12 protein-coding genes and 2 pseudogenes are annotated in these 12,712 nt (G+C 58.2%); 7 read left to right on the top strand and 7 right to left on the bottom strand.

The features are described from left to right. Positions 1-279 (bottom strand): DUF1330 domain-containing protein (locus DDF70_RS32500; RefSeq protein WP_114947988.1); only part of this gene is annotated, 279 nt, incomplete at its 3' end. Positions 280-1,309: 1,030 nt separating this feature from the next. Continuing rightward, a pseudogene (locus DDF70_RS32490) lies at positions 1,310-1,806 on the bottom strand (sigma factor). Positions 1,807-2,244: 438 nt separating this feature from the next. On the opposite strand from DDF70_RS32490, the gene hfq reads away from it, so the two are divergent. Then, positions 2,245-2,481, top strand: coding sequence for an RNA chaperone Hfq (gene hfq, locus DDF70_RS32485; RefSeq protein ID WP_114948745.1), 237 nt, complete (start codon positions 2,245-2,247; stop codon positions 2,479-2,481). 74 nt (positions 2,482-2,555) lie between these two features. Here hfq and DDF70_RS32480 read toward each other — a convergent pair whose 3' ends face one another. Then, complete coding sequence (locus DDF70_RS32480) at positions 2,556-2,774, bottom strand: hypothetical protein (RefSeq protein WP_114948744.1); 219 nt, start codon at positions 2,772-2,774, stop codon at positions 2,556-2,558. Between the two features lie 532 nt (positions 2,775-3,306). Between DDF70_RS32480 and DDF70_RS32475 the strand changes: the two genes are divergently transcribed. The 4 genes from DDF70_RS32475 to DDF70_RS37205 all read left to right on the top strand — a co-directional run bounded on the left by DDF70_RS32475 (position 3,307) and on the right by DDF70_RS37205 (position 5,614). Further along, positions 3,307-3,588 carry a hypothetical protein gene (locus DDF70_RS32475; RefSeq protein WP_114948743.1) on the top strand — a complete coding sequence of 94 codons (282 nt, stop codon included), beginning with the start codon at positions 3,307-3,309 and terminating at the stop codon, positions 3,586-3,588. Positions 3,589-3,731: 143 nt separating this feature from the next. Then, positions 3,732-4,499, top strand: a complete 768-nt coding sequence (locus DDF70_RS32470) for a LuxR C-terminal-related transcriptional regulator (protein WP_114948742.1) — start codon at positions 3,732-3,734, stop codon at positions 4,497-4,499. Beyond that, positions 4,492-4,989: a hypothetical protein gene (locus tag DDF70_RS32465; RefSeq protein WP_162820842.1), complete on the top strand. Its 498-nt coding sequence runs from the start codon at positions 4,492-4,494 to the stop codon at positions 4,987-4,989. The genes DDF70_RS32470 and DDF70_RS32465 overlap by 8 nt, the downstream gene beginning before the upstream one ends. Before the next feature lie 412 nt (positions 4,990-5,401). Continuing rightward, positions 5,402-5,614: a hypothetical protein gene (locus DDF70_RS37205; RefSeq protein ID WP_162820841.1), complete on the top strand. Its 213-nt coding sequence runs from the start codon at positions 5,402-5,404 to the stop codon at positions 5,612-5,614. Positions 5,615-5,908: 294 nt separating this feature from the next. Here DDF70_RS37205 and DDF70_RS32460 read toward each other — a convergent pair whose 3' ends face one another. Both DDF70_RS32460 and DDF70_RS32455 read right to left on the bottom strand, forming a co-directional pair. After that, positions 5,909-6,109, bottom strand: coding sequence for a hypothetical protein (locus tag DDF70_RS32460; protein WP_114948740.1), 201 nt, complete (start codon positions 6,107-6,109; stop codon positions 5,909-5,911). Between the two features lie 430 nt (positions 6,110-6,539). Next, on the bottom strand, positions 6,540-6,818 hold the full coding sequence (locus DDF70_RS32455; protein WP_114948739.1) for a hypothetical protein: 279 nt from the start codon (positions 6,816-6,818) through the stop codon (positions 6,540-6,542). Positions 6,819-7,872: 1,054 nt separating this feature from the next. On the opposite strand from DDF70_RS32455, the pseudogene DDF70_RS39385 reads away from it, so the two are divergent. Then, positions 7,873-8,334 (top strand): annotated as a pseudogene (locus DDF70_RS39385) (MHYT domain-containing protein); the annotation flags it as partial. 69 nt (positions 8,335-8,403) lie between these two features. Further along, positions 8,404-11,085 carry a sensor domain-containing protein gene (locus DDF70_RS32445; RefSeq protein WP_245435741.1) on the top strand — a complete coding sequence of 894 codons (2,682 nt, stop codon included), beginning with the start codon at positions 8,404-8,406 and terminating at the stop codon, positions 11,083-11,085. A 511-nt stretch (positions 11,086-11,596) separates the two neighbouring features. Here the strand turns inward: DDF70_RS32445 and DDF70_RS32440 are convergent. Both DDF70_RS32440 and DDF70_RS32435 read right to left on the bottom strand, forming a co-directional pair. After that, the gene (locus DDF70_RS32440) at positions 11,597-12,157 is read right to left on the bottom strand and encodes an IS630 family transposase (protein WP_245435743.1); all 561 of its coding nucleotides are present in this window, start codon (positions 12,155-12,157) and stop codon (positions 11,597-11,599) included. Continuing rightward, a partial coding sequence (locus DDF70_RS32435) for a helix-turn-helix domain-containing protein (protein ID WP_205772559.1) occupies positions 12,129-12,712 on the bottom strand: 584 nt, incomplete at its 5' end. The genes DDF70_RS32440 and DDF70_RS32435, both read right to left, overlap by 29 nt.

Raw genomic sequence — 12,712 nt, 5'->3', positions numbered from 1 at the left:
CACCAGCAAGACCCTTGCTGCGGCTCCGACTGATCGCAGTTCCTGCAGGATGATCTTCATTTGCTCAGATGCTGCGGCTTGCCGCGCCTCCTCCAGGGTGCGGAACTCCAGCATTGTGAAGGTGTCGGGGCTGGCCTTGTCCGCTGTGCGATAGGCCATGAAGGACACAGCCCCAGACATGTGGAGAAGCTGGGTGATCCAGTCGCGAACATGGCGGTTGTAATTGTTCCAGTTTGGCGTGTCGGTCGGGCGGTCGTACTGGAACATGACATAAGCCATGGGCACCTCCGGGGCTCGCACCGCGACAGCGCGGGCAATCACCGCATCCTAAGATATCAGAGCTTTCCCGCTACCCAGACCTGACCGCGAGCACGTAGATCGCCACGACAGCAGCCATCAGGAGCAGCGCGATCAAGGCTTGGGAGAGCATTACATGAATCCCAGGATCACTGCTCCGCAGAACAACAATGCCAGAGCAGTAGCAAAGACCGCTTCGTTGCCTTGAGAAAGATAGGACCGGATTCGCTGCATTCTGATGTCCTCCCAAGTTCGGGAGTATACGCCCTTCTTAAGCGCAGCGATATGATTGCTGACGGCATGAATAGGCCCGAAAGCAAACGTCACCTTCGTTCTCAACGGCAAGCATGGTTGGGACGCTAACTCAGATCGCCTCAGTCCTCGCCGTCATCAAAAAGCCTGCTCTCCAGTGTCTCATCCAAACATGAGCAAGGCTCCCAAACGACCGAGCCAGCGTGTTGCTCAAGGTGATTAAAGAGGCGAGGCTCGGCACGACCGGAATTTCGAGATCGTGGACCGAGCCAACCAACATGTCCTGGCGGTTGCATTCACAAACATCTCCAACGCGAAGTGACCGGCCACAGCGACGGACTCTGACTGCCGTGGATCGTACCGAGAAGAGCCAATGTGAGAGGCTTACCAAGCATGCTTTCCTCCATTGTCTTATCCGCGCCACGCGGCGCATGTCATAACAACGGGAAGCTATGTCCCTTCGTTCGGCTCACCTTTCTTTCGTCAGCGGCAGGAACTGACCCAAATAGGGCGACATTGCCTTACGCAGTATGATTCCTCCTGAAACGCCTTACCCCGTCAAGGATGGGGTTTTGTTGGAGACTATGGCTGGGTTGGTAAGCAATTAGGCAGTCATGTGAGCCTTGCACCCGCCGAGGTGCTCGATGGGCTGAAGAACCTCACCAGGAAGCGCCGCTACGCCAACCGCCACGGTTAATCCCATGGTCTCAACATTTCTGGTCGTTTGTCAGAGGACAGTGGCTGGATCAGGGCTCCTCACCTACGAAAACGGGCTCTTGGACTCCTGCATCGCAGCCTGCATAACGTGATCGAGGCCGATTTCGTGGCGGCTCTTCATCTGCAATAATCCTGCAAGCTGCTGACGGGCGCGGTTGACTCGGCTCTTGACGGTGCCGACAGCAACACCTTGGAGTAGCGCCACCTCGTCGTAGGTCATGCCCTCCACACCAGCAGCAGAGCCTCGCGGTGTCTGCTGGGCAGGTGTGCCAGAGCCGCATCCTGCTCCGGGAGTACTTTGAGGCAAGCCGCATGGACGCCGACAGGGTCCTCGACCTCACGCCTGCGCTTACGATAGTCGGTGCAAAAGGCATGGCGCAGGATCGTGAACAGCCACGCGCCAAGATTGCTGCCGCGCTCAAAGTGGTCGATGCTGGCCCACGCTCGGAGGAAGGTGTCCTGCACCAGATCATCAACCCTGATGGGATCGTTGGTCAGCGAGAAAGCAAACGCCCGGAGATTCGGTAGCAGATCAAGCATCCGGTCCCGCAGAGCCGTGTCAACAGGACCGACGCTGAGTGATCGCGCGGCTGGACGGGCACGGCGGGTTCTGCGAACAAGAGCAATCTGGCGCTGGTGGGACAGCGGATGCAGATGGCGCAAGCGCCTCAGCCGGTGCCTCGCAGACCGGTCGTAAGCCGTGCCTTGCGAATACAGAGGAAGGCGACTGTGAACGCCGTGTGCCATGGCTCAGTCCTACCTTGGCGACAGCTTTAACATACACCTGCGGTTGCCGGTCAGCCAGCCCATTCCATCGGAGCCGATGAAGCCTTCGGACAGTGTGAGCACCCGCTGGGTAAGGGCTCCATTGATTTGTTGAACCTACTCGAATGTGCCCAATGGCCCGACTGACATGATCCTGATATGCCTGGGTGATCGAGCGGCATCCTGTTGGATGCGCTCTCAAAGGAACGGACATTGGCCGCACCCAGCACTCCCGCTCTGCAAGATACCTTCCTGAAGCATCTCCGCGACAACAACATCGAGGTGACGATGTTTCTCGTGAATGGGATCAAGCTCGTGGGCCGGATCAAACGCTTCGACAACTTCACGGTGCAGCTTGTTCGTGGCACCGGCACGCAGATCGTCTTCAAGCATGCCATCTCGACAATCCATCCGTGGGAGCCCGTCGAACTGACTGAACTTGCTCCTTAATGGAACCAAGCCAACACGGGCTGCAACAATTCCTGACGTGTCCTAGCAATACCGGCGCTATCGGACCTCGAACCTCAGTCAGTCGCGGCTTCAGTCGTCCCGATCTGTGCCTTCTTCAGATTCTCCAAAGCGGATTTCAGGGCTCCCCGGTAGCCATTGGCCTGAATGAGCAGGGTCATGAGAATAGGTTGTCGCAAGTCAGGATGACGGAAGCCGTTGAGGAGTCTCTCATCCTTGATGAACCCGTTCCTTGCCATGGCGGCAATAAATTGCTTTTCGGTCAAATCACGCATTCTGAATTCAGTGTGTTGCGGCAATCGTCGAGGTAGCGCGGCTCTGAGGAAGCTGCACTAGACAAGCCAGACGGTATGCGAGAGAGACCAAGGGAGCGCAAGGCTTCTGTAGAGAGCTTCGGCACCCCCTCAGTGATTATGCGCTGGCGCAACTCCTGTAAGGTCTTTGCAGGGGGCGTCGGGCATGGTTGATCCCATAGCCAAAACCATTGACATGCCAAGCAGCGCCACCGGATCAGGCATGCTCCACCTCCCCCGGCATCAGCCTGTCCGGAAGCAGGGCGGTCTGTGAGTGTCATGGCCCAATCCAATCGCAGCTATGAGGGCCTTCGGCCTCACACTTCGACACTGCACAGTATGCAGGCTGCACGGAGGGAATTTAGGCTTAACCATGGCAGTAATAATCCCAGACGATGTCCGCAATCGATAACTTATGTTGGTAAAATTGACCGTTATGTTGGATTCACGACAGACGAATCATGATCGCCCCAAGCATTATCTTCTGCAATGAAGCGCCAACACAGGGGCATCCATGGCCAATAACAAACTTCATTCGTTACAATTTTCCCAGCAGACCGCGCTGCCAAGAATATACTCTTCTGATCTTCAACCTTTGCTCCAGTCGCTCCTGGGCACTCTGGCCGACATCGACTTTGAGTACGAGCGCGAATGCGACCACATTAATTGCCGCACGATGAACGTGAACCTCAAGATACGCCTGCTGGAGAAGCTCAAGCAGCACCATCGCCTGCGGCGCGAGCCTTACCTTCAGCAACTTGCTATTCTGCAAGAGCGCATCCGGCGCGCGGGCTGATCGGCTCCCTCTGTCCTCGCGAGCGAAGCCAAGGAACCCACGAATTGCAACCCTTGATCATCTCAGGACCGATGATGAATCCTCGCGGCCTCCGGACCTTCGAAGGGACGAACTGCTAACTGGAAAACCTATGTGGAGTACGGATGCCTGCGCAGATACTAACGCCCACTCACAACCGCTCATATCAGCCCGAATACTCGTCCAGTAGTCTGACCTCACCACCGATTTCAACGGCTTTGATCTGTGACAACTCCCTGCTGCGCTCAGGGCTTCAACAGATTCTGTCGGGAAGCCCATTCGTCATTGCCGAGGCCGCTTCTGTCGCAGGTCCAGGACGGTTCCAAGGACTCCTTCCGGACGTTGCGCTGGTTCTGATTGAGGCCCGCCAGAATGTTGGTCGGGTCCTTGAGATCGTCAGGCAGGTGCGAGATCAAGCTCCAGAAGTGCGGATCGTTATTCTGGTGGATGAATACGACCTCGACTTCATAGGGCTGGGCCATGAGGCTGGCGTCAACGGCTTCTGTTGGGCGGCAAGTGGCCCTGGCGTTCTGATCAAATCCCTTGAACTGGTCATGCTCGGCGAGAGGGTTTTGCCCTTTCAAGTCCTGCGCTCGATCATGGGAAGGACGCCACAGGCTCGTGACCACTCGCTCCAGAACAACACGGCAGAGCCGAAGCTGCCTGATCTAAATCCTGGCAAGCTCTCGGTGAAAGAGGTGCAGGTACTGAACTATCTGAGGCATGGGGCAACCAACAAGGTCATCGGCCACAAACTGGAAATCGCCGAAGCGACCGTCAAGGCGCATGTGAAGGCGATCATGCGCAAGATCGGGGTGTCTAATCGCACCCAGGCTGCCATGTGGGTGTCGCAACGCCTGCCAAGAACAGGAGTATCTGCTCTGAATGTCTGAGACATTGTCGATGAAGATTGTGGTTGGCGATCAGGTTCGCGTCCATTTCCATCCTCCCGGTTCATGGAAGAGCTTCTCCGAGGGGGTGGTCAGGCGGATCGACGTGACGACGCAGGAAGGGCGCTTTTTTGTGGTCGAGGTCATGCACGAGGTTCTTCTCGACCGCGAGCATCCCATCAGGCGCGGTTTCCCGGACTATGTCCGCTATGAGTGCTGGAACGACTTTCCAGGACGAATCGAGGTCCTGTCCGCCGCTCCCGTCAGGGAGCAAGAGCCTACGCCCGATCTAACTTTGACGGACCCACGGGACGAACTGAAGCAAGACGCCTCCGAGCCACCTCTGGTTGACGCGCAGGCCAACTCAGGGGCTGCGGTCGAACAAATACCCGAAGCCGAGACCGGTGCCGAACCAACTCAGGTTGAAATCGAGCATCAGTCTGCCCCCGCACTTGGTAGCCTGATCGCCAGTTTGTTTGGCCGAAAGGCATAAGCGGCTCGCCACAGCCACCTTTCCTTCCGAACGCAATGGGGCAAGGCGTCAGCAACATATCCTCCCGTAACACTAAACCATGTTTAGAGCTTCTGTGGAGGATAGAAGGCAAAATCCTGCTCCATTGATGCTCTACCTGGAAGAGCGTCGTCCTGAAGCAATGACCATCAAGGGAGGCTGGGCCAATGCTAAAGCCCTTCTCGCGATACCTGGAGGCTGTCGAAGAGCACGTTCCCTCCGAGCATCACCCACTTCTGCGAAATAGCCTCTATTTGGCGATCTTGGATTGGTACACCGATGGCCTCGACCCGATAGATGCGGTTGCTCGGATCAGACATGCGGTGACGGGGTAGCTTCGGCAACTATGCCCCATGAACGCCGTTCACCTGATGGATGTGACCTGGAGGTGATCATGACAGGTGAAAAGCGCTCTAACCGCGATACGGGATTAGAGAACCTAAGCGTCAACAGCAGCCGACGCAGCGGCCCGAATGAAGACGGGACCGGCAACCCAGCCCACCAGAATAGGGAACACGATCCAACCGAGAGTGCGAAGGTGCCGGATCAGCAAATCCCCGTAGAGCAGTCGCCCGAGTTCGATGATACGGAAGGACATCCGACCTGACTAAGCGCTTCCTGCTACTGTAATTTGGCATGAGAACGAGACCGTTCAGGTCCATTCTGCCTCTTCGGCTATACTCCCTTTGCGCCGGATACCTCGCTCGGCAAGTGGATTAAATTGTCAGGAAGTCATCGTATTCCTTATTCATAGGAAGCAAGGGATGGCAGTTCCTCAGGCCGTCAGCTTTCACAGCCGCCCGCGAGGAGTCGCTTGGACCGGCGTTGCGGTCCTCGTCGGGTCCGTTGTCCTTGCCATCGCTCTTCTGGCAACCGTATGACTCGGCGGTAACCTGAAGCTTCAGGTCCCGAACCGCTGCGCCTGACCCACAGCACGGCTCTGCTCCCGGTCGATGCGCGATAGGGCGACCGCAATATCGAGAGGCAATGGCTGCTTGATCACATCGGCATAGAGGGAGCGCATGTCCTGCGCGATCCGGCGCAATAGCTCCACGTCGGGGACATTTTGATGCCGCTTGCTGAGGCCAATCTCGGTTCCCATCGCCGCCTCCCAACCTACTGCCTCACCCAATTGAAAGCAGCGATTCGGCTAGGAAAGAGGCAGTTAGGCAGTCATTAACCATAATCTTCGTTGTCTGTGGATTGTGGGCACAATTCTTCGTTTGCACGTTATCGGTGCTTGTTGGTCCGGAGTACAACCGCAGCCTTGCTCGGGCGAACCGATGATGCGCGGACACGCCACAAGGTGAGCACCGGATGCGCAAAGCATCTTGGCAGCCGCGATCCTCACTGCCCAATGAAAGGGACGCTCGCCACCATTCAAGGATAAAGCCAAAAGGCTTTCTCCGCTGGCTCGTGAGTAGTGCCCGATATTGAGACGCACGGCAGGAGATTGGTTTCACTATGCTCCTTCGCCCCACCTTGGATAATCGTGCGCAAGAACATTGCCCGAAATCGGGGGTTCGACTTGGCTACTCCTTGTGCGGCGGCTGTGCGAGCGCATCGACTTGAGCGGGTTCCTCAAGCACGCTCGCTTCCGGCGTGAGCACAACGTCCTCCTTCGGTGGTCCCTCACCTGGAACCTCAACAGTCTTGCAATCTTTCAAAACCGCATTCGGCATGTCGAGATTAGACGCCTGTCTCAGGCAGTCATCATAGCTTGGAAACAGCTTCTCCCAAGCCTGAGCGACATGTTGTTCAGTCGGGTTTGCGCTGCTGAGGATGAAGATCAAAACGTACTTCACGGCCATGGGTACAGCCCTCCGACCCTGTGGAGGGTTAAACTCGCCAGGGGCGATGCCGTTCACAAAGCCGAACCTATGGGATCAACCGTCGTGAGCAGGACGCACTGCCAATCGTGGTAGGCCCGATGAGTTGGGCAGTCGAGGTGCAGAGTTGGGATCGCTGATTTTCGATCCAATGCCGATTGTCGGTTTCCTGACAGACACACCAAAAGTTCTATGATTTTGCAACAGAGCAGCAAACAGAGGTCACTGGCGTAAGCCGGAAGTCTACTTGCAGATCATGTGTGGCTTTGGCTAGAACAAGCCACCTAAGAAAAAAGGCCACTGTCACCAGCGGCCCGAAGTTTAGGGAGGAAACGCCCAAGAAGGGCGAGCAGGACGGCAACGCCAATCGCCGTGCTGCAATGCAAAATATAGTTCATGTCTGAACATTGGGCAAGCACAAATGGGCAGCATGGCTGCCCGTTTTCGTTGCTGGTGTCATGCGGGAAGTGCATGGCATAGTGTGTCTGCAAAGCTTTTCGCGGCTCCCGAAACAAAGGAGCCAGTCTGTTGTGAGGATTGCGACCTCAAGCAGCCTCTACGTTCAGGGTCGGCGCTGTGGGAAGTGGCATCCAATACGTGGGTTCCAGACGCTTTGGGCGCTCGTTGATATGGCGCTCATCCCGAGACAGCCACCGACCTGAGACACTGCTGAAGTAACCGATCTCGACGCGCCCCACCCAGAGAAGGACATCATCTTCGTTCCTTGGCGCGGTCTCCATCGGCAACCATTCGTCCATCCATTCGGTCCTGTATAAGGTAATCGTGAACCCTCAAGCTAGAGGGATCGAACCAGAGATAAAGACTTGACAGGACAATGAGCCGCCGCGTTCCTCGCTGAGAACCCACGGGTGCATGGCAGATTGGCTTCCAATGTCGGGCAATCTCAATATCCACCGTTACTAAGATGCCGCAGAGCAGGTCTCAGGCGGGTACTATTAAGGCAAAGTCTGGTCGCCGCTTGCCACCATGATTGCCTCTGTCCAGTATTGGTACTGCTCCCCAAGCCGGAACAAGAATGACGCACGTTGGAACCCACGATGGTACGCTGGTCGGCCTCTCTGTCCTCATCGCAACGGTAGCATCCTACACCGCCCTTGACCTAGCCGGTCGTGTTCACGCCTCACGCGCTTGGGCCAAACATGCTTGGCTGGTCACAGCCGCTCTCGCCATGGGCGGCGGTGTGTGGGCCATGCATTTCGTTGCCATGCTCGCCGTCAGCCTTCCTGGTATGAATGTCGATTACGACCTCGGCCTCACAGCCGTGTCCCTTGTCCTGCCCATCCTCGCTACGGGCTTCGGTTTTTACCTTGTGACGTGGACCGACAGCGGTCTCCCAGCCTTGATCCGCAGTGGCCTCGCAATGGGGGCGGGAATCGTCGGAATGCACTACACCGGCATCGCGGCGATGCGCATGGCGGCTGATCTCAGCCATGAGACGCTGTGGATTGCCGTATCGGTCCTGATTGCCATTGGGGCATCCACGACTGCGCTCTGGCTGGCCTTTCGGAACGTGGGTCTTGCGCTACGGCTCTTGGCTGCTCCTGTTATGGGGCTCGCCATCGCCGGAATGCACTACGCGGCCATGCAAGGGGCAATCCTTACGGCACACTCACCCGTGGACAAGGGGCACGGGCCTTCAAGCCTCAGCCAGACCAGCTTGGCCGTTGCTGTCGCGGCAACAACCTTTTCGATCTTGTTCCTGGCCTTGATTGCGGCGCTGTTCGACCGTCGCTTCGCCGCTCTGGCAACGCGTGAGGCCCTAGCCCTGCGCGAGAGCGAGGAGCGCTATCGTGCGCTGCTTGAGGCCAGCGCCGTGGTTGTCTGGTTTGCCGCACCGAGCGGCATGATCACGCGCAGTCACGGCTGGACCAAGCTCTGTGGACAGACCGAGAGCGAGTATGCCGATCTCGGATGGCTCAACGTGGTCCACCCTGATGATCAGGGCCGTGTCATCTCCCTGTGGCAACAGGCCCTGTCGTCAGCGGTCTTTTACCAGGGCGAGTTTCGCGTTCGGCACACCAATGGTGAATACCGCTGGGTGCTTGCCAGTGCCGTTCCGCGCCAGAACTCTGAGGGCGTGATCCTAGAATGGGTCGGCGGGATTTCGGACATTCACGACCGCAAGCTGGCGGAGGAGAAGCTGCAAGCCAGTGAGCAGCGGCTGCGGCTGGCAATTGAGACCACAGGGCTCGGTATCTGGGACGTTAATCTCGTCACGGGTGAGCGTGAGTGGACCCCTGAAACGAGAGCCATCGTGGGGGTTGCTCCTGACGCTCTGATCAAGCCTGATACCTTCATGAACTGCGTCCATCCGGATGATCGTGCCCGCGTGGGGCAACGGGACTATGGTGCCTCGTCAACCAGCGAACGGGGCTATGGTGACACCTACCGCATCCTCCGCGTGGACAACGGCGAAGAGAGATGGGTCACGATCAGCGGTCGAACGCTCACTGGCGATAAGGGACAACCTCTCCGCAGGATTGGGACTATCCAAGATGTGACCCAACACAAGCAGGCGGAAGATGCTCTTCGCAGCAGTGAAGAGCGGCTGGGACTCGCCTTGTATGCGGGGAGAATGTTCGCCTGGGAGCAGAACCTTGCAACGGACTTTGTCACACGCTCCCCGCATGCACAAACCCTGCTTGGCGTTGGATCGGGTCCGCTCTCAGAGTTCCTTGAAAGGGTCCATCCTGACGACCACTCCCTGCGCAACCAGTTCGTTAACCGGATCAGCGCTGGCGGCGTCGAGACGATGGAGTTCCGTTATCTGCTCCCGGACGGCAAGACGATCTGGCTGGGATCGCGTGCAGAGCAGGCAGGCCCTGATCGGATCATAGGAGTAACCTTTGACATCACCGACCGGAAAATGGCTGAGGCGGAGCTTTGGCGGGTCGCCAACCACGATGCTCTCACAGGCTTGGCGAACCGCGCTCTCTTTCAGCAGAGGCTCGACCAAGCTCTCACTGAGGCCGCAGAGAACGGCAGTCGCGTCAGTTTGTTGCTCATCGACTTGGATCACTTCAAGGACGTGAATGACGCTCTTGGTCATGATGCGGGCGACGCGCTGCTCAAGAGGACAGCCGCGTGCCTCCGGAGCACGGTCAGGGCCCGTGATACAGTCGCTCGGTTCGGCGGAGACGAGTTTGCGATTGTGTTCGCGCAGCCCCTAACTTTGGAGCGTGCATCCGAGCGGGCTCAGGAGATCATCGAGAAGCTCCGCGAGCCCTTCGTTTACGTGGGCCGAACTTTTGCCAGTAAGGCGAGCATCGGCATCGCTGCTTTCCCGGATCATGGCTCCAACGCCAAAGATTTGTTGAAGGATGCCGATATCGCCCTCTACCGCGCCAAGGCTCAGGGGCGCAATTGCGCTGTGGTCTATACCCCCGAACTGCGGGCGGCGGTCGAGCAGCGGCTTTCTCTTGGGCACGATGTGCGTGAAGCGCTGTCCAAAGGGCAGATTGTTCCTTTTTACCAGCCGAAGGTGTGCCTTTCGACGGGCAGGCTTATCGGCTTCGAGGCTCTTGCGCGGTGGCAGCACCCGAGCAAAGGCATTCTGACACCTGCATCGTTCGGCGCAATCTTCGACGAGGCTGAACCCGCCATGGAAGTGGGGCGTCACCTTATGTCGAGAGTAGCCACAGATATACGCGTATGGCTCGATGCGGGGCTCGATCCTGGACGGGTTGCCGTCAATTTATCGGCGGCTGAGTTCAGCCAGCCTGATCTCGCCGATTACATTTTGGGTCTCCTCGCTGAGAAGGACATCCCGATCAAGAATTTCGAGGTTGAAGTCACTGAGACTGTGCTGCTTGGCAGGCGCTCTGACGTGGCAGCCGCAATCTTGGGGCAGCTTCATCAGCAAGGTGTTCTCATTGCTCTTGATGACTTTGGGACGGGCTATGCGTCACTGACGCATCTCAAGCTGTTCCCAGTCGATCATGTGAAAATTGATCGGAGCTTCGTCACGAACCTGGAGCAGGATGCTGGAGATAAGGCCATTGTCGCTGCGGTTGTCGGTCTTGGGAGGGGTTTAAACCTTCAGGTCACGGCGGAGGGTGTGGAGACCGAAGGTCAGGCGCAACGTCTGCGTGAACTGGGCTGCCACAATGCCCAAGGATACCTCTACGCGAAACCGATGAGTGCTGTGCATGTACCGCCGTTTCTCTCAAAGCGGATGGTTGGATCGAGCCATCGTGGGAACATCCGTCTTGTAGACACCCAAGGCTAGATTGGGCCTAGCTTCGTGTGTCCAAGGGTGAGGGTTCCACGTCCACCCCTGATCCAGCTACTGAGTTCCAGCCAGCCCCGTATGCCACGAAGCCTTTTAGATTCGGAGTGTATTGGGAATGCGAGCGCCCAAAGCATATCGGGAGCATCAGGTCCAGAAAATCGGACTTCCAGCACTTAGCTCGTCTCTCCCATAATCACCGTAAGCTTCCGCATCATCGGCGGGAGGTCCGGGGGAGCGCGCCTGGACCCTTCTAGGTCGGTGAACCGAGCCCTGCATCTTGGATCATACTTGTTTGGGGTCGCTCCCACGGAAGGTACTTTCTCGGACAGTCGAAGGCGATCCTGTTGATCAGGTCGCATAGCTGGATGTCAGCCCCGAACTTTTCGACCAGCCGAGCCAGCCGACAAAATCTTTTCAATGAGAACATACGGCAATGAAATGCCCCGCCAGCGCGGGGCATCGTGACTGCTTTGTGCCTCTTAAAGGTACGGTTACATGTTATACCCGCTCAGGGAATTCCTGATGCGGTGAGATAGGGATAGGCCGTCAATGTTGTGAGACGGCCTGTCTCGTCGAGGAGACGGTTCCAGGCGCGGCAGACCGCGTCCAACACCGCGTCATAGTCGTCGAGCACGCGATGCGAGCGATAGCGCTCGCGCAGGTACAGCCAGACCCGCTCCACCGGGTTCAGCTGCGGTGAGGCGGGTGGCAAGGGTAAAAGGGTGACGGTGTCCGGCACGTGCAGGGCCCGTGCGTCGTGCCAGCCGGCCTGATCGAGCACGAGCACCGCGTGCACGCCCGGCGCAAGCTGACGCGCGAAGTGCTCGAGAAAGATCGTCATGGCATCGGTACTCACCCGCGGCAGCGCCAACGCGAAGGTCTCATCTGTGCCGGGCCGGCAGGCGGCAAACAGGGATAGGCTCTCGAAGCGCTGATCGACCACCCCGGGCGGACGCACACCGCGCTCATACCAGACGCGGGTGGTTCGTCCCTTCTGACCAAAGCGCGCTTCGTCCTGGCACCAGAGTTGAAGACGCGCGTCAGGATGCTGTGCCGCGATGGCCTGCAGCTTGGACGGGAGTTCCTTTTTTGAACGCCGGCTGTGCGGCCGGATTGCCCTTGGGCTGCGAGGGCCGGGTCTTCTGCCGCGACAGGTTCAGCCGCTTGAGCCGGCACGAGAGCCCCCATTGGCTGTAGCGCACGCGGTACGTCCGCTCGACATGCTCGCACAGGTCAACCAGCCGCCAGGCGCTGACCCCATCGCGCTCGGGCTCCGGCCCGTGCAGGATGTGAGCCCTGAGGGCGGCCTGCTGACCGGGACTGAGCTGCTCCGGGCGACCGGAACGGGGCCGGTCCTGCAGAGCGTCAGGTCCCTCAGCATTGAAGCGCTGGATGGCATCGTGCAGGGCCTGCCGCTCCATGCCGGCCAGCCGGGCAGCCTCAGTTCGGGTCATGCCCTCGAGCGCATTGGCGATCGCCAGCAACCGCAGGACAGCCCTGGGATCCCGCTCACGCGCAGCCCGTGTGCGCAGATCGGACGGCGAGGAGTCCAGACGGATCGGGAGCCCGGCCATGGTGGTCTCCTGCAATTGCGCCCCTGCCATCAGGGAATCATGCCAGACAC

The organism is Microvirga calopogonii (assembly GCF_003347665.1).
In the GTDB taxonomy this organism is placed as follows: Bacteria; Pseudomonadota; Alphaproteobacteria; order Rhizobiales; family Beijerinckiaceae; genus Microvirga; species Microvirga calopogonii.
The sequence above is the reverse complement of the archived record's forward strand: the minus strand, read 5'-3'. Positions and strand labels throughout refer to the sequence as shown.